Annotated in this window: 21 protein-coding genes; 5 read left to right on the top strand and 16 right to left on the bottom strand. The window is 72.3% G+C overall.

Features of this window, described 5'->3' with window-relative positions:
* Positions 1 to 61 precede the first annotated feature (61 nt).
* Positions 62 to 991, top strand: coding sequence for a 2,3,4,5-tetrahydropyridine-2,6-dicarboxylate N-succinyltransferase (gene dapD / locus ACFQGU_RS06055; RefSeq protein ID WP_386764720.1), 930 nt, complete (start codon positions 62 to 64; stop codon positions 989 to 991).
* A 224-nt stretch (positions 992 to 1,215) separates the two neighbouring features.
* Here the strand turns inward: dapD and ACFQGU_RS06050 are convergent, their stop codons facing one another.
* The 3 genes from ACFQGU_RS06050 to fdxA form a co-directional block, all read right to left on the bottom strand.
* Positions 1,216 to 2,499: a citrate synthase gene (locus tag ACFQGU_RS06050; protein ID WP_386764718.1), complete on the bottom strand. Its 1,284-nt coding sequence runs from the start codon at positions 2,497 to 2,499 to the stop codon at positions 1,216 to 1,218.
* A gap of 139 nt (positions 2,500 to 2,638) precedes the next feature.
* Positions 2,639 to 3,733, bottom strand: a complete 1,095-nt coding sequence (dapC, locus tag ACFQGU_RS06045) for a succinyldiaminopimelate transaminase (RefSeq protein ID WP_386764716.1) — start codon at positions 3,731 to 3,733, stop codon at positions 2,639 to 2,641.
* 90 nt (positions 3,734 to 3,823) lie between these two features.
* Positions 3,824 to 4,153, bottom strand: coding sequence for a ferredoxin (gene fdxA / locus ACFQGU_RS06040; protein ID WP_386764714.1), 330 nt, complete (start codon positions 4,151 to 4,153; stop codon positions 3,824 to 3,826).
* 117 nt (positions 4,154 to 4,270) lie between these two features.
* Between fdxA and ACFQGU_RS06035 the strand changes: the two genes are divergently transcribed.
* The 3 genes from ACFQGU_RS06035 to ACFQGU_RS06025 all read left to right on the top strand — a co-directional run bounded on the left by ACFQGU_RS06035 (position 4,271) and on the right by ACFQGU_RS06025 (position 7,115).
* Positions 4,271 to 5,278: a GNAT family N-acetyltransferase gene (locus tag ACFQGU_RS06035; RefSeq protein ID WP_386764712.1), complete on the top strand. Its 1,008-nt coding sequence runs from the start codon at positions 4,271 to 4,273 to the stop codon at positions 5,276 to 5,278.
* A 136-nt stretch (positions 5,279 to 5,414) separates the two neighbouring features.
* Complete coding sequence (locus ACFQGU_RS06030) at positions 5,415 to 6,248, top strand: transglutaminase family protein (protein WP_386764711.1); 834 nt, start codon at positions 5,415 to 5,417, stop codon at positions 6,246 to 6,248.
* 90 nt (positions 6,249 to 6,338) lie between these two features.
* Positions 6,339 to 7,115, top strand: coding sequence for a class I SAM-dependent methyltransferase (locus ACFQGU_RS06025; RefSeq protein WP_386764709.1), 777 nt, complete (start codon positions 6,339 to 6,341; stop codon positions 7,113 to 7,115).
* Between the two features lie 70 nt (positions 7,116 to 7,185).
* Here ACFQGU_RS06025 and ACFQGU_RS06020 read toward each other — a convergent pair whose 3' ends face one another.
* The 11 genes from ACFQGU_RS06020 to mshB all read right to left on the bottom strand — a co-directional run bounded on the left by ACFQGU_RS06020 (position 7,186) and on the right by mshB (position 21,544).
* The gene (locus tag ACFQGU_RS06020; RefSeq protein WP_386764707.1) at positions 7,186 to 9,198 is read right to left on the bottom strand and encodes a hypothetical protein; all 2,013 of its coding nucleotides are present in this window, start codon (positions 9,196 to 9,198) and stop codon (positions 7,186 to 7,188) included.
* A 209-nt stretch (positions 9,199 to 9,407) separates the two neighbouring features.
* The gene (locus tag ACFQGU_RS06015) at positions 9,408 to 11,240 is read right to left on the bottom strand and encodes a VanW family protein (protein WP_386764705.1); all 1,833 of its coding nucleotides are present in this window, start codon (positions 11,238 to 11,240) and stop codon (positions 9,408 to 9,410) included.
* 234 nt (positions 11,241 to 11,474) lie between these two features.
* Positions 11,475 to 12,002 (bottom strand): flavin reductase family protein, encoded by a 528-nt coding sequence (locus ACFQGU_RS06010; RefSeq protein WP_386764703.1) that lies wholly within the window; start codon positions 12,000 to 12,002, stop codon positions 11,475 to 11,477.
* A 48-nt stretch (positions 12,003 to 12,050) separates the two neighbouring features.
* Positions 12,051 to 13,049, bottom strand: coding sequence for a response regulator (locus tag ACFQGU_RS06005; RefSeq protein ID WP_386764701.1), 999 nt, complete (start codon positions 13,047 to 13,049; stop codon positions 12,051 to 12,053).
* Positions 13,050 to 13,137: 88 nt separating this feature from the next.
* Positions 13,138 to 15,369, bottom strand: coding sequence for a hybrid sensor histidine kinase/response regulator (locus ACFQGU_RS06000; RefSeq protein WP_386764699.1), 2,232 nt, complete (start codon positions 15,367 to 15,369; stop codon positions 13,138 to 13,140).
* A gap of 9 nt (positions 15,370 to 15,378) precedes the next feature.
* On the bottom strand, positions 15,379 to 16,950 hold the full coding sequence (locus ACFQGU_RS05995; protein WP_386764697.1) for a methyl-accepting chemotaxis protein: 1,572 nt from the start codon (positions 16,948 to 16,950) through the stop codon (positions 15,379 to 15,381).
* 81 nt (positions 16,951 to 17,031) lie between these two features.
* Positions 17,032 to 17,550, bottom strand: coding sequence for a chemotaxis protein CheW (locus tag ACFQGU_RS05990; protein ID WP_386764695.1), 519 nt, complete (start codon positions 17,548 to 17,550; stop codon positions 17,032 to 17,034).
* 7 nt (positions 17,551 to 17,557) lie between these two features.
* Positions 17,558 to 18,031: a hypothetical protein gene (locus ACFQGU_RS05985; RefSeq protein WP_386764693.1), complete on the bottom strand. Its 474-nt coding sequence runs from the start codon at positions 18,029 to 18,031 to the stop codon at positions 17,558 to 17,560.
* A complete protein-coding gene (locus ACFQGU_RS05980) occupies positions 18,028 to 20,028 on the bottom strand; it encodes an AAA family ATPase (protein WP_386764691.1) in 2,001 nt (666 codons plus the stop codon). The genes ACFQGU_RS05985 and ACFQGU_RS05980 overlap by 4 nt, the downstream gene beginning before the upstream one ends.
* Positions 20,029 to 20,218: 190 nt before the next feature.
* On the bottom strand, positions 20,219 to 20,653 hold the full coding sequence (locus ACFQGU_RS05975) for a hypothetical protein (protein ID WP_386764689.1): 435 nt from the start codon (positions 20,651 to 20,653) through the stop codon (positions 20,219 to 20,221).
* 27 nt (positions 20,654 to 20,680) lie between these two features.
* Positions 20,681 to 21,544, bottom strand: a complete 864-nt coding sequence (gene mshB / locus ACFQGU_RS05970; RefSeq protein WP_386768176.1) for an N-acetyl-1-D-myo-inositol-2-amino-2-deoxy-alpha-D-glucopyranoside deacetylase — start codon at positions 21,542 to 21,544, stop codon at positions 20,681 to 20,683.
* Between the two features lie 83 nt (positions 21,545 to 21,627).
* On the opposite strand from mshB, the gene ACFQGU_RS05965 reads away from it, so the two are divergent.
* Positions 21,628 to 23,718: a S9 family peptidase gene (locus ACFQGU_RS05965; protein ID WP_386764687.1), complete on the top strand. Its 2,091-nt coding sequence runs from the start codon at positions 21,628 to 21,630 to the stop codon at positions 23,716 to 23,718.
* A 51-nt stretch (positions 23,719 to 23,769) separates the two neighbouring features.
* Here ACFQGU_RS05965 and ACFQGU_RS05960 read toward each other — a convergent pair whose 3' ends face one another.
* Entirely contained in the window at positions 23,770 to 24,924 is a 1,155-nt protein-coding gene (locus tag ACFQGU_RS05960; protein ID WP_386764685.1) for an ABC transporter ATP-binding protein, read from the bottom strand.
* Between the two features lie 39 nt (positions 24,925 to 24,963).
* Positions 24,964 to 26,031: an ABC transporter ATP-binding protein gene (locus ACFQGU_RS05955; RefSeq protein WP_386764683.1), complete on the bottom strand. Its 1,068-nt coding sequence runs from the start codon at positions 26,029 to 26,031 to the stop codon at positions 24,964 to 24,966.
* Positions 26,032 to 26,042 lie beyond the last annotated feature (11 nt).

Here is a 26,042-nt window from a genome sequence, read left to right as displayed (position 1 = left end):
GCCTGGCGACGCCTGGCCGCGTGGCCGCGTGGTCGCGTGCCCGCTCGGTAGGTTGGCCCGCATGACGCTGCTCTCCTCCCCCGCCTCCGCCGTCGGCCTCGCGACCTACGCCGGCGACACGCTGCTCGACGTCTGGTACCCGGCCCCGGCGCTGTCGGCGACGCCGACGGACGTGGCCGGGCTCGGCGACGTGACGCGCGTGGACGACGTCCGCGGCACCCGCACGGTCACGCTGACGACCACGATCGCCGACCTGTCGGTCGCACCGGTCGACGCGGCCGATGCATGGCTGCGCCTGCACCTGCTCTCGCACCGCCTGGTGCAGCCGCGCACGATCTCGCTCGACGGCGTCTTCGGGCTGCTCACCAACGTCGCGTGGACCTCGCTCGGCCCGGTGGCGATCGACCGCCTGAACCAGGTGCAGGTGTCCGTACGCCGCGGCGGCGGCTACCTCACGGTGTTCGGCGTCGACAAGTTCCCGCGGATGGTCGACTACGTCGTGCCGTCCGGCGTCCGCATCGCCGACGCCGACCGCGTGCGCCTCGGCGCGCACCTCGCGAGCGGCACCACCGTGATGCACGAGGGGTTCGTGAACTTCAACGCCGGCACGCTCGGCGCGTCGATGGTCGAGGGCCGCATCTCGGCGGGCGTCGTCGTCGGCGACGGGTCGGACGTCGGCGGCGGCGCGTCGATCATGGGCACCCTGTCCGGCGGCGGCACGGAGGTGGTCACGATCGGCGAGCGCTGCCTCGTCGGCGCGAACGCCGGAGTCGGCATCTCGCTCGGCGACGACTGCGTGGTCGAGGCCGGCTGCTACGTCACGGGCGGGTCGAAGATCACGCTGCCCGACGGCACGGTGGCCAAGGGCAAGGACCTCTCCGGCGCGCACGGGCTGCAGTTCTGGCGCAACAGCGTGACCGGCGCGCTCGAGGCCCGGCAGCGCTCCGGCGCCTGGGGCTCCCTCAACGAGCACCTGCACGCCAACGACTGACCATTTCTGCCCCTTGGGTCGATCAGGGCAGTTGAACCACGCCCGACGACCCCTCCTCGTGATCTTGGAGCCCGGGGGACAGTGAGGCTGCCCCCGGTCACGCCGGCCCCGACACGGGTACGGCGTACCCCCTCATCACGGCAGGGCGCGCGAACGCGACCGAGTTCGGGTCAAGAAGTGCGGTTGAACTGCCGTGATCGACCCTCAGGGCACACACGTGAAGGTCAGCGGGCGTCGAGGGGGATGTAGGAGCGCTGGGGCTCGCCGACGTAGACCTGACGGGGGCGGCCGATCTTGGTGGTGGGGTCCTCGATCATCTCGCGCCACTGGGCGATCCAGCCCGGCAGGCGGCCGAGCGCGAACATCACGGTGAACATGCGCGTCGGGAAGCCCATCGCCTTGTAGATGAGGCCCGTGTAGAAGTCGACGTTCGGGTAGAGCTTGCGCGAGATGAAGAAGTCGTCGGCGAGCGCGACCTCCTCGAGGCGCAGCGCGATGTCGAGCAGCGGGTCGTTGATGCCGAGCGTCTCGAACACCTCGTGCGCGGCGTTCTTGATGATCGTCGCGCGCGGGTCGTAGTTCTTGTACACGCGGTGCCCGAAACCCATGAGCTTCACGCCGTCCTCGCGGTTCTTCACCTGGCGGATGAAGGTGTTCACGCCGCCGCCGCTGCGGTGGATATTCGTCAGCATCTCGAGCACCGCCTGGTTGGCGCCGCCGTGCAGCGGGCCGAACAGCGCGTTGATGCCGGCCGACACCGAGGCGAACAGGTTCGCGTGCGACGAGCCGACGAGGCGCACGGTGGACGTCGAGCAGTTCTGCTCGTGATCCGCGTGCAGGATCAGCAGCAGGTCGAGGGCCTTGGCCAGGACCGGGTCGACCTCGTAGTCCTCGGCCGGCACGCCGAAGGTCATGCGCAGGAAGTTGTCGTTGAGCGACAGCTTGTTGTCGGGGTACAGGTAGGGCTGGCCCACAGACTTCTTGTAGGCGTACGCCGCGATCGTCGGCACCTTGGCGAGCAGGCGGATCGTGGAGATCTCGACCTGCTCCTTGTCGAACGGGTCGAGCGAGTCCTGGTAGAACGTCGACAGCGCCGACACCGCCGACGACAGCACCGGCATCGGGTGCGCGTCGCGCGGGAAGCCGTCGAAGAACCGGCGCAGGTCCTCGTGCAGCATCGTGTGCCGCTTCACGTTGTTCTCGAAGTCGGAGAGCTCGATGGCCGAGGGCAGGTGGCCGTAGATGAGCAGGTACGACACCTCGGAGAACGTCGACTGCGCCGCGAGCTGCTCGATCGGGTAGCCGCGGTAGCGCAGGATCCCCTCGTCGCCGTCGATGAACGTGATGGCCGACGAGCACGACGCGGTGTTGAGGAACCCGCCGTCGAGCGCGACCGCACCCGTGGTGCTCATCAGCTTCGAGATGTCGAGGCCGTCGTTGCCGTCGGTCGCCGAGATCCGCGCGAGCGGCAGCTCGCCGCCCGGATAGGCGAGGGTCACGTCGGACATCGGTCCTCCTGCACGTCGGGAGAGTCAGCGGGTGCGCCTCGTGAGCGCGTCCGTTGCCCGCACTCTACGGAGCCCCCTCCCGTGAGTCTCCGTGACCCTGCGCACACGCCTCGTACGGCGGACGGGCGACCCGGCTCGGCTAGATCGCGAGCCGCTCGACGGCGGCGTCGATGCGCTCGTCGGTCTCGGTGAGCGCGATGCGCACGAACAGGTGCCCCGCGGCGCCGTAGAACTCGCCGGGCGCGACCAGGATGCCCCGCTCGGACAGCCAGCGGACGGTGTCCCAGCAGTTCTCGCCGCGCGTCGACCAGAGGTAGAGGCCGGCCTCGGAGTGCTCGATCGTGAACCCCGCCGACTCCAGCGCGCGCCGAAGCCGCAGGCGCCGGGCGCCGTACCGGGCCCGCTGCTCGGCCACGTGGACGTCGTCGTCCAGCGCCGCGATCGAGGCGTCCTGCACCGGCCCCGGCACCATGAGGCCCATGTGCTTGCGAGCCTCGAGCAGCGAGCCCACGATCGCCGGGTCGCCGAGCACGAAGCCCTCGCGGTAGCCGGCGAGGTTCGACCGCTTCGACAGCGAATGCACGGCGAGCACGCCCTCGAGCGAACCGCCGTTGACACGCGGGTCGAGGATCGACACGGGCTCGGCGTCCCACCCGAGCTCGAAGTAGCACTCGTCGCTCGCCACGACCGCGCCCCGCGAGCGCGCCCACTCCACGACCTTCGCAAGATGCTCGACGCCGAGCACCCGGCCGGTCGGGTTGCTGGGCGTGTTGAGCCACACCAGCGACACGCGCTCCGGCCCGAGCGCGAGGGTCGAGTCCGACACCACGATCCGGCTCCCCGAGATGCGGGCGCCGATGTCGTACGTCGGGTACGCGATCTCCGGGATCACGACGGTGTCGTCGGCCCCCAACCCGAGCAGCAGCGGCAGCAGCGACACGAGCTCCTTGGAGCCGACGGTCGGCAGCACGTTGGCGTGGTCGAGGTCGGCGTGCAGCGTCCGGCCCGCCCAGCGGCAGATCGCGTCGCGCAGCGCCGGGGTGCCCCAGTTGGTGGGGTAGCCGGGCCAGTCGGTGGCCGCGGCGAGGGCCTCCTGCACGACGGCCGGCACCGGGTCGACCGGCGTGCCCACCGACAGGTTGACGATGCCGCCGGGGTGCGAGCGCGCGACCTCGCCGTACGGCGCGAGCCTGTCCCACGGGAAGTCGGGCAGCCGGTCGGCCAGGCGGGTCATGCGGATCCTCACGTACGACGGGGGACGCACGACGCGCCGTCACCCGCGGGGGCGACGGCGCGTCGGACGTGCGAGGGGGTGGAACGGGGCTCAGTGGCCCTCGTGCTCCTGCGGCTCGAGCGCCGAGACGATCGCGGCGTCCTTGGCGATCAGGCCGTGCTTGGCGGCGCCGCCGGGCGAGCCGAGGTCGTCGAAGAACTCCGCGTTGGCCGCGGTGTAGTCCTTCCACTGCGCCGGGACGTCGTCCTCGTAGAAGATCGCCTCCACGGGGCAGACGGGCTCACAGGCGCCGCAGTCGACGCACTCGTCGGGGTGGATGTAGAGCATCCGGTCGCCCTCGTAGATGCAGTCGACGGGGCACTCCTCGACGCACGCCTTGTCCTTGAGGTCGACGCAGGGCTGCGCGATGACGTAGGTCATGTGTTCCGGATCCTTCCGATCCACGTGCTGACGACGAACGGTGCTGGCCACGGTAGCGGCGGGGCCTGCCGCCTAGTATCCCGACCCACCGAACCATGTCTACGAAGGGGTCGCAGCATGTCGTCCCGCGACGAGCAGGTCCGGACGGCCGGCGGGCGCCCGGCGGCCCTCCTCGCCGTCCGGATCAGCCCCTCCGACGTCGGCCGACGCGTCACCGTCCGGCACCGCATCGACGGCTCGCAGCTGACCGACGTGGTCGGCGTCCTGCGCTCCTGGGCCGACGGCGTGCTGCGCGTGGAGCGGCGTACGGGCGAGGTCGTCGCCGTGGCCGCGCGGGACGTGGTGGCGGCCAAGGTCGTGACCCCCGAGCTGTCGGCCACCGCGATGCAGCGGGTGGCGCAGGCGGGCTGGCCGCCGTTCGAGACGGCCTCCCTCGGAGAGTGGGAGCTGCGCGCCTCGGGCGGCCTCACCGGCCGCGCCAACTCCGTCCGGGTGGTCGGAGACCCCGGGGTACCGCTCGAGGACGCTCTGGCGCACGTGTCGGCCTGGTACGCCGAGCGCAGCCTGCCGGCGATCCTGCAGCTGCCCGAGCCCAGCCTCTGGGACGACGACCTCGAGCGCCTCGGCTGGACGCCGGCCCGCCGTACGACGCTGCGCACGGTGCCGACCGCCGACCTCGTGGCTGCCTGCGGGCCGGTGCCCGACGGGGTCGGGGCCGAGCTCTCGGCGGACCCGTCGCCGGAGCTGCTGGCCCTCGTCGAGCCCTCCCTCGACCCGGAGGGGCTGGCACGGATCCTCGCCGCGCCCGCCGAGCGCGTGTTCGTGGCGCTGCGCGGCACCGACGGCGGCCTCCTCGCCGCCGGCCGGGCGAGCACGGCGTCGTCCCCCGCTGGGCGCTGGGCCGGCGTCACGAGCGTGGCGGTCGCCGAGCACGCGCGCCGACGCGGGCTGGGCACCGCGGTCATGGGCGAGCTCGGGCGCTGGGCGGCAGCCGTAGGAGCGCCGTCGACGTACCTGCAGGTGATGGCCGCCAACGAGCCCGCGATCGCCCTCTACGCGCGGCTCGGCCTCGTGCTGCACCACACGTACGTCTACCGCTCCCCCGGACCGATCTCCTCCCGCTGACGCCCCTCCGCTGAGACTGATCGATCCGTCGTTTCTCGGGCCCGGAAGCAACGGATCGATCAGTCTCGGCGTGCGGGGTGGGACACGCCGGGGGCCGTGACGTGCCGATCCGGGCGGCGTGGGTCACGATCGGCACATGAGTGCTGCCTCGCGCGAGCGCTTCGCCGACGTCGTCCGGCTCGGCGGTGCTGCGGGTGACCCGGCCGACGTGCGCCTCGACCTGGCGCTGCTGCTCATCTCGGCCGAGGCGCTGCCCGACGACGTGTCCGGCGAGACGCTCGAGGCGCTGCTGGCCCACGGCGTCGCCGATCTCGACTCGCTCGCCGAGAGCGTGCCCGACGACGGCCGTGACGACCAGCGCCTGCGCGCGGCCCTCGGAGGCTTCTCCGGCGAGTCGGCCGACTACGCGCGGCTCGAGTCGAGCCTGCTCACCGACGTGCTGCGGCACCGGCGCGGGCTGCCGATCCTGCTGTCGAGCGTCTGGACCGAGGTCGCCCGTCGGGTCGACGTCCCGGCGTACGGCGTGGGGCTCCCCGGCCACTTCGTCGTCGGCGTCGGCGACCCCGACGGCAACCGCGTGCTCGTCGACCCGTTCGCCGGCGGGCGGCTCCTGCCGTACGACACCGCGCGGTCGATCGCCGAGCGCACCGGCCGGTCGCTGAAGCCCGAGCACCTGCGGCCCCACGACCCCATCGACACCCTCGACCGTGTCCTCACCAACATCCGCGCCTGGGCGACCACGCCCGAGCGCGCCTGGCACCGGCTGTGGGCGGTCGAGCTCGCGCTGCTGCTCCCCCGCCACGACCTCGGTCTGCGCCGCGAGCACGGCGAGGCGCTCATCAGCGTCGGCCGGTACGCCGAGGCGTCGCGCGTCCTCGAGGACTACGCCGAGACCGTCGAGGGCCCGATGCCGCTCGAGGCCGAGCACGCCCGACGCGTCGCCCGCCAGGCCCGCGCCCGCCTCAACTGAGGCGGCATCCGACGCCGGGTCGCGTCCCGATTCGTCTCAGCATTCGAAACGATCTGTCCCGAATGACGGACGCTGCGCCAGGATCGCTCCATGGCAGCGCAGCAGTGGGACGCGACGGCGTACGACTCCGACTTCTCGTTCGTGACGGCGTACGGCGACGTGCTCCTCGACGTCCTCGCCGCGCAGCCCGGTGAGCGGATCCTCGACATCGGGTGCGGCACAGGGCATCAGGCCGCGGCCCTCGCGGCCCTCGGAGCGGACGTGGTGGGCGTCGACAGCGACGCCGCGATGCTCGAGATCGCCCGGGCCGAGCATCCCGAGGTGCGGTTCGCGCAGGTCGACGCCCAGGACTCCGACGCGCTGCGTGCGGCCTCGGGCGGGGCGTTCGACGCGGTGCTGTCGAACGCGGCGCTGCACTGGATGCCGCGCCAGGACGACGTCATCGACGGCATCGCGCAGGTGCTGCGCCCCGGCGGGCGGCTCGCGGTCGAGATGGGCGGCCTCAGGAACGTCGCGCGCACGACCGAGGCGATCCGCGCCGGGCGCGCCGCGGTCGGCCTCGATCCGGACCTGCCGAGCAGCTGGACCTTCCCCTCGCCCGGCGACCAGGCCGCGCGCCTCGAGCGCCACGGCTTCACCGTGCGCAGCATCGCGCTGATCGACCGACCGACACCGCTCGCCGACGGCGTCACCACGGCCGGCTGGGCCGCGATGTTCGGCGCACGCCTCGTGCAGGACGTCCCTGCCGAGCGCCGGGCCGAGTTCGAGGCAGCCGTCGACGGCCACGCCCGCACGCTCGGCCTGCTCACCCCGGACGGCTGGTCCGCCGACTACGTCCGCCTGCGCTTCCACGCCACCCTGACGTAGTCATGGGCCCCGCTGGGCAAGGAGGCGCGGCACCGACCGGCCTGCGATGGCCGCCCGAGCGGCAGCCGGCTCAGAGGAGTGCGACGACGAGTCCGTCGATGATGACGGCCTTGCCGCTCGACGCCTGGCGCACCGTGATCGTCCCCGAGCGGATCGTCGAGGAGCCCGAGATGGGGATGACCACGCGGTGCTTGGTCGTGGCCGAGACCAACGAGATCGTCGTGAGCAGCGTGCTCCCGCGGTAGACCTTCACCGAGCCACACGCGGCGCAGGTGGTGGCCACCAGGGCCAGGCGGCGGTAGTCGGCCCCCGCGAGGCTGAGCGACGAGCCGAGCGTCGTGGAGCGCAGGGTGGTGCCGCGGTAGTCGGCGCTGCTGGTGCTGGCGGACCACGAGCCGCTACGCGTCAGTGCGCGGTCGTCGACCGGGAACGCCAAGCAGCTGCGACCACCTGCGGCGCCCTCGTTGGCTGCGCGGTCGTACGCGCGTGCCCTGAAGCAATAAGTGACCCCCGGCGCGCCGGTGAACGAGCCCGTCTTCGACGGCGTCCGCGACTTCCAGGTGGTGAGCGCACCGAATGAACCCGACGTCGCCGTGGCCGCGCTGTAGAGCACGTCGTACGACGCCACGCCGGTGTTGTCGTCACCTGCGGTCCAGCCGATGGTCCGCGTGCCCAGCACGCTGATGGTCGGCACGGCCACCATGGCCGCCGCGGACGGCGGCGTGCGGTCACCCAGCAGACGGGCCGCCATCATCCGCGTGCCTGCCGCCCCCGCGTAGTCGATCGTTCCTGCGACGGTGATCCGACCGTCGCGCCCGACATCCATCCCCTCGACCAGCAGCGGCTGGACGCCTCCCCCGGGGTTCGGGAAGGAGGCGGACGCGAGACCGTCTGTACCGGTCTGCCCGAAGGTCGTGTCGAGGGCGCCTGCGGACGTCAAGCGGACGACGAGCGCGCGGAGGCCGCCGTCCTCGATCGAGAGCAGCGGCCGCCCGTCGCGCGTCAGGGCGACGGACTGGACCAACGCGTCAATGGGAGGCGCGCCCGCGCCGACAGGCAGCTCCGGCGTGGCGAATGCGCCGCCTGCCCAGGACGGGTCGTTGGCCCCCGAGTCCAGGAGGCGCACGCCCAGCACGCGCCGCACGCCTCCGATGCTGGCCCGTCCACCCGCGACGATCCGGCCGAACGGATCGATGCCCACACCGAACAGTGAGTCGGCGGCACCGACGGACGCGACGAGGACCCTGGTGCCGTCGACGTCGAAGGTGGTGTCGAGCACGCCCTCGGCGGTGAACCGAGCGATCGACGCGTCCTGGTTGGCCGCGGGGGTGCCGACGGAGCCCACGATCACGGCGCGCCCCGAGGGGTCGACCGTCATCCCGAGCGGGTTGGTGAGGTTGGTGACGGTCTCGTAGGTGAACCCGTTGGCGAAGCCGGTGTCGAGCACGCCCGCGCTCGAGAACCGCACGAGGATCGCGCCGGTCGGGGTCCGGCCAGCGACGAGCACCCTCCCGTCGGCACGCACCGCCACACCGATCGGCGCGTCCGATCCTGGGGCCGTCGGGTTGAAGATGGCCACGCCATCGGTGTCGAACGTCTTGTCGAGCCCCCCGTCGGTGGTCAACCGCACGACCACGAACGCCGAGTCGGCGTCGACCGTCTGACCCGCGACGACGATCCGTCCATCAGCCATCACCGCGACGGCCGTCAGGTTGAGGGCCGCGCCAGCGGCCGACACGAGCAGTCGCCCGTCGCCGGAGAACGTCGTGTCGCGAGCGCCCGAGGTCGTCAGCCGGTACACCACGCCGCGCTGGCCGCTGGTGGTGCTCGCCGACCCCACCACCACCGCCCGACCGTCCGCCTGCACGTCCACATCGGAGCCGAACTCGGCGGACGAGATCGAGCTCCGCGGGATCTCCGCCACAGCGTCGCTGCTGAAGGACGTATCGCGGCTGCCTTCGTTCACGGTGGCGGCATCCGCTCCCAGCACGGGCAGGGTGGCGAGCGCCAGGCCGGCAGCAGCAACGGCGCCGGTGCGTCGTGCGAACGAACCGTCCCAGGACGGCGAGAAGGCGAGCGGCACGTAGTCCTCCGGTGTACGGGGCCGGGGATCCCCCCACGAGCCGTCTGCGCAGTCTCCTGGACGGTCACGCTCCGCGCACGACAATGACGCAAGAGCCTGCGAGCGCATACCTGGCGTCACCGTTGAGCGCGCGACGTCGGCACCTCCGAGGCGCGCGCGACGCTGGGACGCTCAGGAGCCCGCTCACCCGGAGGAGGGGCGGTGCGGCGTCAGGTCGCTGACGGCGACGGGGACTTGGTGGACGACGGCTTGGGCGAGGGGGACTTCGTGCTCGATCCCGAGGGCGAGGGCGACGGGGTCGGCTCGTCCTTGGGGTCGGTGCCGCAGATGACCGTCGGCGAGGGGCGGTAGCGGGTGGTGATCTTCTCCCGCTTGACCTCCTTGCCGTCCTTGATGAAGACCCGGAACACGTCGATCGTGAAGCCGACCTGGCCGCCCTGCGCGTTGCAGGTCGGCGACGGGTCGTACAGCGTGTCGAACGGCACGGTGTTGCGCTTCGCGCTCGAGACGGCCCGGATGTCGTCGTAGACCTTGGTGCCCCAGAGGGTCATGGTCATCGAGGTGTTCGTCATCACGGTCGTGATGAAGACGCCGTTCTTGGTGTCGTTCCTGAACTTCATATCGAACGCGCCCCAGGCCACCGTGGCCTCGAGGCCCGCGCGGTAGCGCGGGATCCAGATCGAGTGCGCCTGGGTGTAGACGCGCTCGAGACCGGAGTAGAACGCCGCGGACCAGGCCGTGGTGGCCGACGCCGAGACGCCGCCGCCCTGGTCCTCCTTGAACACGCCGCCCGGGCCGATCACGAAGCCCTTGGTGTAGCCGTTGGCGACCGTGCGCTCCTTGATGATCTTGTTCAGGGAGAACACCTCGCCGGGCTTGAGCAGGGTCCCGTTGATGTAACGGGCGGCGGTGCCGATGTTCTGCACGCGGTAGGCGGCGTACGGGAAGTTCTGCGTGAACGAGCCCAGCTTCTCCACCACACCGAGCTTCTCGGCCTGCTCGGTGGTGAGCTTCGGCTGGATCGTCCCGAGCTCCGGCGTCACGACGCGGGCTGCGGCGGAGGTCTGGCCCATGACACCGGCGACCGCGACCGCGAGGTCGTCCGGGTTGATGCCCCTGCCGACCTTGGACGGCACGATGACGGGCTTGCCGCTCGAGACATCCCAGGTGGCGTCACGGCCGGGCTTCTCGACCGGCGCGAGGTCGTCCTCGATCGAGGTGCGCAGGATCGCGCCGTCGAGCGAGCCGACCAGCTCGCCGTTCTCCGGGGTGAATGCGAGGGCGCGGCCGATCGCCTCGGCGGGGATGTCCGCCGTCACCTTGCCGGCCTTCACGGTCACGGGCCCGGAGATCGCAGCCTTCGCGACGACCAGCGCCGCGTCGGCCTTGTCCTGGGGCACCGACGGGGTGGTCTCGATCTCGGGGAGGTCGACGGTCTGGGTCGACACGAGGTACGCCGATGCCAGCGCCTGGACGGCCGCCGGCTGGTCCATCGCACGGCCGTTGATGCCGTTGATGAGGACGGCGTCGGACCCGCGCACCTCGATGCTCGGCTCGACCGGCGCGGTGTCGCTGTCGATCGCGAGCTGCTTCACCGTGGCCTCGAGCGCGGCCTGGTCGACACCGATGACCGGCGCCAGCGTCGGGCCGCCGGTGAACTGCAGGATCAGCGTGACGGGGTTCCAGATACGGCCGGCGTAGCCGTCGACCGTGGCCTCGGCGTCGAAGCTGAGGCCGGCGTCCGCGGGCACGATGCTGACCGAGTCCTCGCCGATGGTGGCGTTGACGGGGTCGGTCGCCGCCGGCCCGAGCTCGGCGTCGAGCTTCGCGGCCGCCTCGGCCTCGGAGAGGCCGCCGACGTCCACACCGAGGACCTTCGCCCCACGGGGCAGGCCGTCGCCGCTGGAGGCGACCAGGGCGGCGTAGAACGCCCCGAGCAGCAGCACCGCGATACCCACCCACAACAGGGGTCGCTGCCAGCCGCGGGACGCAGGGTCCGGCGCGGTCTGGTCGGGCGAGGTGGTGTCGGGCGTGGCAGTCACAGGTGAGTCCAGGAGGGTCGGCGTCGTCGTCCCGACCTCGACCGAGCCGCGGACCGCGGCGTCCGGGAGGGTCGCGGGGGACGCGACGGGGTGGTACCAGGGTAAAGGCTCGGAGGGTGTGCTCGGTCGTCCGTTACGTGCGACGCGCCGCCCAGCGGGACGGTTCCGTCCGGACTGCGGTACGGAGTCACCGGGTCGTCACCCTGCGCACGCGGACGAGCGCCTCGGGAGGCCTCATCGCGCGGCGGGATCACCGAGCGTGCCGTAGGAGCTCGCGAAGTAGAGCAGCGGCCGCCCCTCGGGCCGGGCGAGCTCCATGCCCAGCACTCGGCCGATGAGGATGTCGTGGTCGCCGGCACGGTGCACCGACTCGGTCACGCACTCGAGCGTGGCGAGGCAGCCGTCGAGGAGCAGCGCACCCGTCTCGGCGGAGCGCCGGGTGGGGGTCGTGTCGAACTGCCCCACGAGGGGCCGGCCGCTGGTGGCGAACCAGGAGGCGCGCCCGCGCTGGCCCTCCTCGAGCACGTTCACGTTCCACGCCCCGGCATGGAGCACGGCCTCGTGGAACCGGGAGTCGTCCTCCACGCAGACCAGCACGAGCGCGGGGTCGAGCGACACCGAGGCGAACGCGTTCGCCGTCATCGCGTGGTCGAACCCCTCCTGCACGCAGGTCACCACGGTGACACCGGTGGCGAACCGGCTCATGACCGTGCGGAACTCCGCCGCGCGGACGGCTCCCATCCCGATCTCCGCAGCGCCCATAAGGCGACCCTAACCCTGTGGGCGGGTCGAAGCCCGGCGGGAGGCGGACTAGACCCGTACGCCGGACAGGCGGGCGTGGTCGATCACGACGGCCGCAGGCGGCGCGACGAGGCGCAGCGTGGTGAGCGCCGACTCCCCGAAGGCGTTCGGCGACGAGCTCGACAGGGCCAGCACACCGAGCAGCCGCCCGCCCGCACGCAGCGGCATCGACAGGAACGTCGCGAGACCGGGGTTCTCGACGGTGTCCGCGTCCGCGGCGCCGAGACGGCCGTGCGGGTCGGCGATCATCGGCAGCAGCTCGTGCGCGGCGGTCGGCACACCGGTCGCCTGCTCGGCCGCACCGGCGATCGCCTCGAGCATCTCGAGGTACTGCTGGTCGGTCACCTCACGTGCCACCGACACGTACGTCGCGTCCGGGGCCTCGCGGTGCGGGTCGAGCAGCAGCACGGCGGCGAGGTCGCAGTCGACGATCGCCTCCATCGCCGACAGCACGGCGGCCACGGTCTCCTCGAACCCGTGCACGTCGGCCGCGATGGTCGTGACGTCCTGCGTCACCGACGCCTCGAACAGCTTGCGGTCCAACAGGTCGCAGACCCGCGCCAGCACGTCGTCGTCGGTCAGCTCGAGCGGGTCGGCCTTGATCGACTGCCGCCCGCCCCGGGCCCGCTCCGCGGTCAGGATCGCGCCACGGACGGCCTCGACCAGCTCGGGCGCCTCGAAGTCCTTGGTGAGGAACCGCTCGGCACCCGCGCGAGCGCCCCAGTAGCGGTCGCTCGCGGCGTTCAGGGAGGTGAGGAAGAGCACGGGCAGGTCCGCCGTCTGCCAGTCGTCCTTCAGCACCCGCGCGGCCACGTAGCCGGACACGCGCGGCATCTGGACGTCGAGGATCACGACGTCGGGCATCGTGCGGAAGACCGCCTGCACCGCCTCGACGCCGTCCTCGGCAAGGACGACCTCGAAGCCGGCGTCCTGCAGCACGCCGGTCACGATCCGACGCAGGGTGGGGCTGTCGTCCGCCACCACTGCCGTGGGCTTCCCGTACGTCATGTCGTCGCCTCTTCCGTCGTCGCGCTCCGGAGGCGTGCGGTCCCTGCCGCACGCGCCTCTGTCCTTGCCTCTGCACCCGTCATGGGTCTCACCGGCCCACGAGCCGACGCACGGTGTCGACCAGCGCGCGCTGGTCGAACTCCCGCTTCAGCAGGTAGGCGTCCGCGCCGGCGTCGAGCCCGGCGCGCTTGTCGGCGTCGTCGCCGCGCGAGGTCATGATCACGACGGGGACGTTCTCCCAGCCGCGGGTCTTGCGGATGGTGCGCGTGAGGGTGAAGCCGTCCATGCCCGGCATCTCGACGTCCGAGAGCACGAGGTCGACCGGTCCGCCCTGCAGCCGAGCCGCGCCGTCGAGGCCGTCGACCGCCGTGACGACGTCGTACCCGGCGCCCTCGAGGATCGACCGCTGGAGCTCGCGCACGCCGAGGGAGTCCTCGACGACGAGCACCCGGGCCCGGCCCTGGCCCTCGGCGGTGTCGCGCTCGCGCGGTGCGGCGCCGGAGGTCTCGGTGGCGAGCGGCTCGGGCACGCCGGCGCCGAGCGAGGCAGAGCCGGTCCAGCGCAGCGCCAGCTCGCGGAGGTCGACGAGCAGGAGCACCGAGCCGTCGTCGTCGATCGTGGCGCCGGCCGCTCCCGGGACCCGGCCCAGGAAGTCGCCGAGGCTCTTCACGACGACCTCGCGCTCGGACTCCACCTCGTCGACCGCCCACGCGACCGACTCACCGGTCAGACGGGCGACGACGACCGCGCGCGGCGATCGGGCCCCCACGACGCCGAGCACCTCGCCGAGGTCGGCGAGCGGCATCGTCGCGCCCGAGTCCTCGCGCGAGATCACGAGCGAGCCGGCCACGTCGTGCACGGCCACGTCGCCGAGCGACAGGGTCTCGACCACTCCGGCGAGGGGGACGGCGTACCGCTCGGTGCCGCAGCGGACGAGCAGGCAGCGGGCCACACCGAGGGTGACGGGGAGCGTGAGGATGAACCGGGTGCCGAGGCCGAGCGTGCTGACGACCTCGATCGTGCCGCCGAGCTCCTGCACCGCGGAGCGCACCACGTCGAGGCCGACGCCGCGGCCGGACGTGGTCGTGACGTCCTCGCGCGTGGAGAAGCCGGGTTCGAACAGCACCTGGTGCAGCACCGACCCCGACGCCGTGGTGCCCTCGGGAAGGTAGCCGCGGCGGACCGCGATCTCGCGGAGCAGGTCGTCGTCGACACCGGCGCCGTCGTCGGCCACCTCGACCACGGCGGAGGAGCCCGCCGTGCGGGCGGCCAGGGTGACGATGGCCCGTCGCGGCTTGCCGGCGGCGGCACGGCCGTCGGGCGTCTCGCACCCGTGGTCGACGGCGTTGGTCACGAGGTGGCGCAGGGCGTCGGCGACGCCGTCGAGCACGCGGACGTCGAGCTCGACGTCCGCCCCGTCGAGCACCAGCTCGACATCCTTGCCGGAGGCACCCGCCACCTCGCGGACGAGCGCGGGGAAGGCGGCGGCCACGCGGCGTACCGGCACCATCGCGAGACCCATCGCGCCGTCGCGGACGCGGGCGAGGCGGTTGCCGGCGTCCTCGGTCCGGGAGCGCAGGTCGCGGGTGGTGGCGTGCAGGCGGTCGCCGACCCCCACCATCGCGGTGACGCGGTCGCCGAGCTCGCCGACCGAGCCGCCCGCGAGCAGGGCGGCGCGCAGCTGCTTCACCAGCACCTGGTGCTCGGACAGGAGGTCGCTCAGCTCGCGGGTATGGCGCTCGACCCGGCGCACGTCGAGCTCGGCCTCCCCGACGACGTCGAGCAGCCCGTGGACGCGGCGGGTCGGCACCCTCACCTGGTCGCCGAGGCGACCGCCTGCGTGCGCCGACGGCAGCTCCTCCGCTGCGGCGTCGGGAGCCTCGGCCGCGACGGGCGACGGCTCGGCGGGCAGCCGCGGCACCTCGACCGACTCCCGGCCCGAGATGGCGGCGTCGAGCGAGACGAGCGTGTCGGCGCGGACGTCGGCGGGCACGGCCCACTCCTCGCCCGGGCGCCAGCGGGACAGCAGCTCGGTCGCGAGCAGCAGCAGGTCGATGACATCGCGGCGCACGGCCACCCGGCCGTCGCGCACACGGGCGAGGAGGTCCTCGGCGCGGTGGGCGAGCTCGACGACCTCGGCGGCGCCGAACATCGTCGCGGAACCCTTGAGGGTGTGGGCGTCGCGCATGAGCGCGGTCGCCGCCTGGCGCGGCTGCGCGGAGCCCTCGAGCGCGAGCAGCCCGTCACGCAGCGACGCGGAGCGCTCCGCCGCCTCGTGACGGAAGCTCGCCGCGAGCTCCGGGTTGTCGGACCAGGCCATGGGTGAGCCTCACGCCACCCGGAAGCGCTGGATCGACTCGCGCAGCTCAGCCGACAGCATCGTGAGCTGGGCCGCCGCTGCGGCGGACTGCTTGGAGCCGACGGCGTACTGACGCGACACGTCCGACACCTGGGTCATCGCGGCCACGACCTGGTCGGACGCCGAGCGCTGCTGCTGGGTCGCGATCGAGATCTCCTTGGCCGCGGTCGTGGTCTCGTCGACCATGCCCGAGATGCGCTCGAGGGCCTCGACGACATCGCGAGCGAGCTCGGCGCCGGCGTGGACCTCCTTGCTGCCGTCCTCGGTCGCGAGGATGGTCGCGTGGGTCTCGGTCTGGATCTGCGCGACGATCGCCTGGATCTGGCCGGCTGACTCCTGCGAGCGCTCGGCGAGCTTGCGCACCTCGGTCGCCACGACCGCGAAGCCACGGCCGTGCTCGCCCGCCCGTGCCGCCTCGATGGCGGCGTTGAGCGCGAGCAGGTTGGTCTGGTCGGCGAGGTCGTCGATCACCTCGAGGATGCGGCCGATCTCCTGGCTCTTCTCGCCGAGCGACAGGGCCCGCGTCGCGATCGAGTCCACGCGGTCGGCGATCTGGTCCATCGAGTGCACCGAGGCCGCGACGGCCTGCCGGCCCTGCTCGGCGTGCCGGAGCGTCTCGGCGGCGTAGCGGGCGACGGCCTCGGCCGTCTCGGCGATCTGGGCGGCTGTGGCGGCGAGCTCCTCGATGGTCGAGGTGGTCTCGGCCACGGCCGACGACTGCTGGGTGGCGCTGGCGGCGTGCTCCTCGGCGTTCGCGAGCAGCTCGGTGGCGCTCGCGGCGATCTGCTCGCCGCCGCTGCGCACCTGCTCGACCAGTGTGGCGAGGTTCTCGAGCGCCTCGTTGACCGACGTCGAGAGCACCGCGACGGTGTCGACCTCGGAGTCGTCGACGTCGGCCATCGCGGCGACGTCGATGCGCGCGGACAGGTCGCCGGCCGCAGCGCGCTCGAGCTGCGAGGTCAGCGCGTCGACACGGGCCGAGAGCTCGCTGCGCTCGCGCGAGGACTTGCTGCCGAAGGCGAGGACGGCCTCGATGAGCTGGCCTCCGATGAGGGTCATCGCCGGCAGCGCCACGAGCGCGATGAGGCCGAGCGGCAGCGCCGACCCGGTCCAGGTGCCGGTGATCGTGCCGGTGACGGCGATGCTCGCCGAGAGGAGGAGCGCGAAGAGGGGCAGGGTCCAGCGCGAGAACAGCAACGAGGCGAACAGCACGTTGACGGCCAGGAGGACCGAGGCCGACCCGAGCAGGCCGCCGCTCGCACAGGCCAGGCCGGTGATGTAGACGACGTTCGCGACCAGCAGGACACGGCCGACCTTGAGGGACTGCTCGAGGACGGCACCTGACCGGTGCGCGCGCCAGGCGAGGTACGACGTGAGGCCGGCGAGGGCCGCTCCGAACGCCGTCCAGGCCCAGGTCTGCACCAGGTCGACCGGTGCCCCGGGCACGAACTGCAGCGTCAGGTAGGCCGCGACCAGACCGAGGACGACGCACCCCCAGGTGGCGACGCCCGCGATCACCGCGATGCGCTTGCTGAACTCCACGACTGCTCCCGCACTACGCCGCGCGAGACCCCCCACGGGTCCCTACGTGTGTGTCGGCACCCACGGCGTCACCTGAAGGGGTCAACGGGGTCGAGATGGGTGCGCGCGGGCGAGCCCGAGCACGGCGGAGGCGTCCAGGAGAGCGACCGGGCCCGTCACCGAGCCGTCGTCCGCAAGGCCGACCACGAGGTCCGAGGCTTCGGCCGCCAGCGTGACGGGGGCCGGGTCGTGGTCCTCGGGCACGTCGAGCAGCCCGAGCACCTGGTCGGCCACGAACCCCACCTCGACGTCGTCGGACCGGATGACCACGACACGGGCGCTCGAGGCGAGAGGCGTGGGCGCCACCCCGAGGAGCGGGCGCAGGTCGGCGACAGGGAGCACGTGACCGCGCCAGTTGGCGACCCCGAGGAGCCAGGAGGGGGCAGCGGGAACCCGCGTGAGCCCGGGGACGGGCACGACCTCCACCACGTGCCGGGCGGCGACGGCGTAGCGGCCGGCACCGAGCCTGACCAGTACGTGCTCGAGCGTCGCAACCGCGTCGAGGTCCTCGACGTCGTCGTCGAACCAGGTCGGCGACCCGCCGGGCGGATGAAGGCTCACACGTCCGTCATCGGACGTCCGGGCCCTCCCCTGAAGGCTCGGGCAGGTCTCCGGAGGGCAGGACAGCGCCACTGTCGCCCGGCACCAGGGCGGCCTCGCTCTCGATGAGGTCGCCGTGGCCCTCCGGGAGGCGCCAGACCAGCGCCGCCAGCCCGAGGACGAAGGCGCTGCCGAGGTACACGTAGCTGCGCGGGACGCCGGGCAGCAGGACGTCGCCGCCGGGCGAGACGAGGAGCACGACGCTGGTGGCCACGACCCAGCCTCCGAGGAGCACAGCGCCCTGGAGCCGCGTGCGGCTCGACCAGACGACGGCGCGGACGGCCACGGCGAGCGTGAGGGCAGCCAGGAGGGCGCCCCACGGCACGGTCACGGACCCGACCTGCACGCGTGCGGCCGACACGACCGACCCGACGAGACCGAGCAGCACCCCGAGGAAGCCCATCAGCACGATCGTGCTGGCGTTCTCCCGAGAGTGGCTCACCCCTCGAGCGTAACCGCGGCCTCCGGTCGCGCCGCACCGGTCCGGACGTCGACGACGGACTCGGCCCGCGCAGCGTTGGCCTGCTCGAGGATGTCGGTGATCTCGCGGCCGATCAGCTCGTGCCGCTCGACCAGAGCGTCGCGGAGCGCCTCGACCAGGTGCCGGTTCTCGTTCAGCAGCGCGCGGGTGTACGCCTTCTGGTCCTGCAGCAGCTTCTCGACGCGGGCGCGGCCCTCGGCGTCCTGCAGCACCTTGCCCACCAGGTTGGAGTCGCTCAGCGCGGAGCCCTGGATGGCGGCGTACGAGATGAGCGTGTCGGTCATGCCGGCCGCACCGATCATCTGGGCCGCCACGTTGGTGGCGTAGAGCAGGTCGCCCGACGGCCCGGTGCTGACGTCGTCGAAGAACAGCTCCTCGGCGGCCTGCCCGCCCATCGCGATCTGGATCAGCGCGGTCATCTCCGAGCGCGAGCGCGTGAACACGTCCTCGGCGTCGCCGTGGGCCAGCATGCCCAGGGCGTCCTTGCGCTTGATGATCGTCAGCACCTCGAGGCGGCGCTGAGGCGCGGTGAGCCAGGCGGCGACGGCGTGGCCGGCCTCGTGCGTGGCGATGAGGCGCTGCTCGTGCTCGGTGTAGGCCACGGGCTGGCCCATGCCCACCTCCTCGACGAGGCGGGCGCGCTCGACGTCCTGGCGGTTCATCGCCTGCTCGCCGCGGCGCAGCGCGTTGACGAGACCCTCGTCGAAGAGGTGCTCGATCATGACCGGGGTGTAGCCCTGGGTCACCGAGGCGAGGCTGTCGCGCACCTCCTCGGTGTCGAGCTCGGCCACGTGCGACTTGCGCGAGAGGAAGAAGTCGATGAGCTCGCGCCGGCCGGCCTTGCCCGGCGCCTCGAACGAGAGGCGGCGGTCGAAGCGGCCCGGGCGCAGCAGCGCGGGGTCGAGGTTGTCGGCCCGGTTGGTCGCCGCGATGACGAGCACGTTGGTGACGGGCGGCACGGGCCGCTTCATCTGACGGTTCGCCGGGAGGAAGAGGTTGACCTTGTCGACGAGCCACGACTGCAGCTTCTGGAAGCCGGTCGGGTCGTCGAAGGACTGCATCTGCACGAGCAGCTCGTTGACGACGCCGCCCACGCCCTCGCTCGTCATCGAGGCGTTGCGGACGACAGCGCCACCGCCGCCGGCGGCGGCGGAGACGACCGAGAGCGACTGCGCGGCGCCGGCGTACTGGCCGGGGAGCCCGTCGAGTCCGCCGCAGCACAGGGCCGCGTTCGAGCGCGTCATGGGCATCGGCGTCATGGACAGGCCGCCGCGGGCCATGGCGATGGCGTCGATCTCCTCGATGAAGCCGATCGCCCCGCCCTCCTGGCGAGCGGCCTTGCGCAGCGCCTTGAAGTACGAGCGGATCTTGCGCGCGGTGGCGCCGTAGTACATCGACTGGAAGGACGTCGCAGACACGAAGAGGAAGGGGACGCCGGCCTCGCGGGCCATGGCCTTGGCCAGGTAGGTCTTGCCGGTGCCGGGCTGGCCCTCGAAGAGCAGGCCGCGGCGCGGGGTGCCGCCCATCTCGCTCGCGAACGCCTTGTGCGCGAGGAACAGGTTGAGAGAGCGGACCACGTCCTCCTTCACGCCGTCGATGCCGATGACGTCGTCGAGGCGCGTGTCGATCTGCTCGGGGCGGTAGGTGACGTGCGGGGAGCGGCCGGCACCGACGGTCGAGCCCACGAGGATCGCGATGAGCGTGATGAAGAAGAGGGCCGGGATGAGCACCATCGCGTCGATCTGCGGCAGGGTGATCGAGAGGATGTCGAAGGGGTCGCCGGCGGAGATCCGGCTCCACAGGTAGGCGGCGGGCAGCAGCAGCAGGGCGAACAGGCCCCAGAGGCGTCGACGGCGCGAGCGCTCCCGGGACTCCCCCACGTCGCCGTCGCGGGCAGCCAAGCTCCCCGTTCCGGCCTCGTTGAGCATGGCCGCCGAGTCGGTCCGCCGCTGTGCCATCTGCACGACCCCTGTCTGTCACCGCCCCCGGTGCCGGGGGCGTGCACCCATCGTGAGCGACGAGGGCCCGATCCGCTGCACGCCGGGCGTCGTACTCACCCGGGTGGAGTACCCCGGACGGCCGAAGCACTACGCAGCGTGTGCGCGAGTTCTCGGATCGCGCAACGGGGCGGTCGGACGGCGCGTGCTGCTAGGGCTCCAGGACCGCCTCGAGCTGGAAGGCACCGCCGTCGCCGATGCACGGCGGCTCGGCCCTGTGCGAGGTGAAGCCGCCCGAGGCGCTGAACTGCTCCCCCGTGGTCGCGACGACGGTGCCGTCGGGCCAGACGACCTCGCCCTGGCCGGACGGGAGCATGCGGAGGGTCGTGCCGACCGGCCAGAGGATGTCGGTGACGCCGCTGGCCATGCTCGCCGGCACGGGATCCAGACGGAGGCAGCCGTCAGGCCCGAGCACGAGCTCGCCGGTGAGGACCAGGCCCATGTACGAGGCGTTCGGGCCGGGCACGAACTTCGACTCCGGAAGGGGATCGCCGGGGGTGAACGTGGGGGTCGGCGATCCCGACGTGCCGCAGGCGGCCAGCAGCAGCGCACCCAGCGGCACCGCCATCCACGGTCCGACCCGCATCGCTCCCCCGTCCGACGCCTCGCCGGCCTAGATGCCGGCGAACAGGTCGGTCTCGTGGCCGGACTCGTCGAGCGGGCCCGTCTGGCCCTTCACGAGGCGGAAGTACTCCCGGCCGAACGCGCGCGAGCCCAGGTTGTTCGAGAGCGCGAAGAAGCCGTCCTCGAGGCTGATCTGGGTGGCGTGGGCAGCCATCGCCGCCATCTTCCGGTCGAGCCAGTCCTCGGCGTCGATCGTGGTCGTGACGAGGGCGTCGTCGCACGCGAAGGGCATGTCGTCGGGGTCCATGGCCGCGAAGCCGGTGGTCTCGCCCGAAGCCCGCAGCGCCTCGATGCCTGCGCGCACGATCGACTTCGGGAACGCCGTCCAGTAGATCTTCGCGATGTCCCAGGCCTCGCCGAGGTCCGGCCGGAACGACGGCGCTGCGGCGAGCATCGCGCCGTACATCGCGACGCGGTGCGCCTGGATGTGGTCGGGGTGGCCGTAGCCACCGAAGTCGTCGTACGTGACGAGCACCTGCGGGCGCACCTCGCGGATCACCGCGACGAGGTCCGACGCCGCGGTGAGCAGGTCGGCCTGCCAGAAGCACGTGGGGTCGTCGTTGTCCGGAAGACCCATCATCCCGGAGTCGCGGTACCTGCCGTCGCCACCGAGCTGCCGGTGGTCGGTCACCCCGAGCGCCGTCATGGCGTCGGCGAGCTCGATCCTGCGGTGCTCGCCGAGGCTGTCGTCGCGGTCGGCGGCTCGGTGCGCGTGCTCCTCGAGAAGAATCTCGCCCTCCTCGCCGAGGGTGCATGTGACGAGGGCGACGTGGGCGCCGGCGTCGACGTACTTCGCCATCGTGGCGCCGGTGCCGATCGTCTCGTCGTCGGGGTGAGCGTGCACGAGGAGCATGCGGTGGTCAGCTGCGGGAGAGGTCACGAGAGGTGAGCCTAACCCCGTCGGTGCGCACGCGTCGGCGGTGAAAGACTCCCGCCATGACAACGTCGTCGTTCCCCCGGCACAGCGCCCGCACCCACCGCTTCAGCGCCGGGGCGCCGCGCCTGTTCACCCTGTCCCCCGACGGCCGCCGCGTCGTGTTCGTGCGCTCGGCGTCCGGCACCGACGTCGTCGGCAGGCTCTGGGTGCTCGACGTCGAGAGCGGCGTCGAGCGGCTGGCTGCCGACCCGACCATGCTGCACTCGGGGGCCGAGGAGCTGTCGGTGGAGGAGCGTGCGCGCCGCGAGCGGATGCGCGAGGGCAACGCCGGCATCGTCGGCTACTCGACCGACGACGCCGTCACGCACGCGGTCTTCGCGCTGTCCGGCGGCCTGTACGGCGGATCGCTCGACGACGGCGACATCCACGCCCTCGACGTGCCCGGCCCGGTGATCGACCCGAGGCTGTCGCCCGACGGCGCGCACGTCGCCTACGTATCCGGTCGGTCGCTGCGGCTCGTGCGCTCCGACGGGTCCGACGACCGTGCTCTCGCCGAGCCGGCGCACGCCCTCGAGACCTGCGGCCTCGCCGACTTCGCCGCAGCCGAGGAGCTCGACCGCTCGCGCGGCTTCTGGTGGTCGCCCTCGTCCGACGCCGTGCTGGTCGAGCGCGTCGACGAGACACCGGTGAACGAGTGGTGGATCGCCGACCCGCTGCACCCCGACCAGCGCCCGCGGCCGCACCGCTACCCCGCGGCAGGCACGCCCAACGCGCTCGTGTCGCTGGCCGTCGTGCGGCTCGACGGGTCGTCCGCGGACGTCCGGTGGGACTCTGCCGCGTTCGAGTACCTCGTCGACGTCTCGTGGACGTCGTACGGCGACCCGCTCGTGGTCGTCTCCACGCGCGACCAGCGGACGTTCGCCGTGCTCGCCGTCGACGTCGCGACCGGGGAGACGCGGACCGTCGCGGAGATCACGGACGAGCAGTGGGTCGACGCCTCCCCCGGCGCGTTCCGCTGGACGCCGGACGGCCGCCTCCTGACGCTGCGCCCGGACCGCGCCAGCGACACTTACCGGCTGCACCTCGGTGATGGCTGGCTCACGCCGGCAGGAGTGCAGGTGCGCGGGGTCGTCGACGTAGACGCGGACGGCGTGCTGGTGGCCACCGCGCCCGACCCGCTCTCGTCCTCGCTCGTGAAGGTGGCGTGGGACGGCACCCTCTCGGTCGTGGCCGACGGCCAGGCCTGGTGGGCCGGGCGCACGTCGGGCGGCACCGACCTCCTCGTCGGCCGCACGCTCGACTCGACCGCGACCACGTACGAGGTGCGCTCGGGCGGCCGCGCGATCCCCGTCACGACCCATGCCGAGGTACCGGCCGTGACCCCGAAGGTCGAGGTCATCGCCGCGGGCGACCTCGCGATCGTCACCGCCGTCCTGTGGCCGAGCGACCACGAGCCCGGCTCCCGCCGGCTCCCGGTGGTCCTCAGCCCGTACGGCGGCCCGCACCACGCCGAGGTGCTCGCGTCCGGCCTGTCGTTCGGGGAGGACCAGTGGCTCGCCGACCAGGGCTTCTGCGTCGTCGTCGCCGACGGCCGCGGCACCCCGGGGCGCGGTCCCGCCTGGGACCGCGCCGTGCACCACGACCTCACCGACGTCGTCCTGGCAGACCAGGTGACGGCGCTCGAGGCCGTAGCCGCCTGCTGGCCTGACGACGTCGACACCACGCGCGTCGGAATCCGCGGGTGGTCGTTCGGCGGCTACCTGTCGGCGCTCGCAGTGCTCAAGCGGCCGGACGTGTTCCATGCCGCCGTCGCCGGTGCGCCCGTGACCGACATGCGGCTCTACGACACGACGTACAGCGAGCGCTACCTCGGCAACCCGGCCGTCGACCCCGCGCCGTACGACGCCGGCAGCCTGATGACGCTCGCACCCGGGCTCTCCAGGCCGCTCATGATCATCCACGGGCTCACCGACGACAACGTGGTGGTCGCCCACACGCTCGCGCTGTCCGGGGCGCTCACGGTCGCGGGTCGCCCGCACCAGGTGCTGCCGCTGTCCGGCGTCACGCACATGACGCCGCAGGAGGAGGTCGCCGAGAACAAGCTGCTGCTCGAGCTCGACTTCCTGAAGCGCTCCCTCGGCGTCGACTGAGCCGAGGTGCACGAAGGGCCCCGACCATCTGGTCGGGGCCCTTCGTCGTGACTAGCGGATGTTGGTGCGGCCGGTCTCGTGCGCGCGGTGCACGAGGTCGTCGTTCCCGTCGACGGGGGCGACCGACTCCTCGTCGGGCTGCGGCCCGCGGATGACCTCGTCGCTGTGCACGAACACCGGCTTGGCCTCCGGGAAGTGGCACGCGATGGCGTGCCCCGGGGAGAGCTCGCGGAACTCCGGCACCTCGAGCTTGCAGCGCTCCTGCGCCTTGTAGCAGCGGGTGTGGAACACGCAGCCCGAGGGCGGGTTGATCGGGCTCGGCAGGTCGCCGGTGAGCAGGATCCGCTCGCGCCGGTTCTGGTTGTCGGGGTCCGGGATCGGCACGGCCGACATGAGCGCGTGGGTGTACGGGTGCAGCGGCGTCGAGTAGAGCACGTCGCGGTCGGCAAGCTCCATGATCTTGCCGAGGTACATCACCGCGACGCGGTCGGCGATGTGCCGGACCACGGAGAGGTCGTGCGCCACGAAGATGTAGGCGATGCCGAAGTCGGTCTGCAGGTCCTCGAGCAGGTTGACGACCTGCGCCTGGATCGACACGTCGAGCGCCGAGACCGGCTCGTCGCAGACGATGAGCTTGGGGCGCAGGGCGATGGCCCGCGCGACGCCGATGCGCTGGCGCTGGCCGCCGGAGAACTCGTGCGGGTAGCGGTTGTAGTGCTCGGGGTTGAGGCCGACGCGCTCGAGGAGCTCCTGGACCTTGGGCTTGATCTCCTTGTCGGTGACCGTGCCCTGCACCCGGAACGGCGCACCGACGATGGTGCCGATCGTGTGGCGCGGGTTCAGCGACGAGTACGGGTCCTGGAAGATCATCTGGACGTCGCTGCGGATGTTGCGCATCTGCGACACCGAGTAGTTCGTGATGTCGTGGCCGTTGAACACGATCGACCCGGACGTCGGCTCGATCAGCTTGGTGATCGTGCGGCCGGCGGTCGACTTGCCGCAGCCGGACTCGCCGACGACACCCAGGGTCTCGCGCTCGGCGACGTCGAAGGTGATGCCGTCGACGGCCTGCACGGCGCCCACCTGGCGCTGGAAGACGATGCCCTGGGTGATCGGGAAGTGCTTCTTGAGGTCCCTGACCTGGAGCAGGGCGTCGTCGCGCAGGCCGGGGGCCTGGCTCGACTCGGTGCTCGGTGCGACGGTCACGGTGTCTCCATTCGTACGGCGTGGGAGCGGGACGGGCGGCTAGAGCGAGGGCTTGATGTCCTCGATCCAGGTCCGGCGCCGCTCCTCGGCGTCGATGTGGCAGCGGACGGCATGCCCGGGTGCGGTCTCGATCAGATCCGGGCGATCGGTGGCGCAGGCGGTGCCGGCGACCTTGTCGCGGTGCTTGCAGCGGGGCGCGAAGACGCAGCCCTTCGGCAGGTTGATGAGTGACGGCGGGTTGCCCGGGATCGGGTCGAGGCGGCCCTTGCGGTCGCGGTCGAGGCGCGGCATCGAGCCGAGCAGGCCCCACGTGTACGGCATCTCCGGGCGGTAGAAGACGTCGCGCACCGAGCCCTGCTCGACACAGCGACCGCCGTACATCACGACCACGTCATCGGCGATCTCGGCGACGACGCCGAGGTCGTGCGTGATGATCATGATCGCGGAGTTGTACTCCTTCTGCAGGTCGCGCATGAGGTCGAGGATCTGGGCCTGGACCGTCACGTCGAGCGCCGTGGTGGGCTCGTCGGCGATGAGCAGCTGAGGGTCGTTCACGAGCGCCATCGCGATCATCGCGCGCTGGCGCATGCCGCCGGAGAACTGGTGCGGGTAGTCGTCGACGCGCCGGTCGGGGTTGGGGATGCCCACCCGGTCGAGCATCTCGATCGCCCGCTTGCGCGCGACGTCCTTGCTGACGTTGTTGTGGACTTGGTAGGCCTCCACGATCTGCTCGCCGACCCGGTAGAACGGGTGCAGCGAGGAGAGCGGGTCCTGGAAGATCATCGCGACCTTGTTGCCGCGCAGCGACCGCATCTCGTCGGCGTCCTTGGCGACGAGCTCCTCGCCGTCGAGCCAGATCTCGCCGGACACCTGGGCGCGGGTGCCCTTCTGCAGGCCGAGGATGGCCTGGGACGTCACGGACTTGCCCGAGCCGGACTCGCCCACGATGCCGAGGGTCTTGCCGCGCTCGACCGAGAACGACAGGCCGTCGACCGACCGGACGAGGCCGTCGTCGGTCGGCCACGCGACACGCAGGTCGCGGACCTCGAGGAAGTGCTTCGGGGGGCCCGAGGGGGCCGAGGCCGCGGAGTCGGCAATGAGGGTCACGGTGATTCCTT

The organism is Longivirga aurantiaca (assembly GCF_042660085.1).
Taxonomy (GTDB): Bacteria; Actinomycetota; Actinomycetes; order S36-B12; family CAIYMF01; genus Longivirga; species Longivirga aurantiaca.
This window is presented reverse-complemented; position numbering and strand designations above follow the sequence as displayed.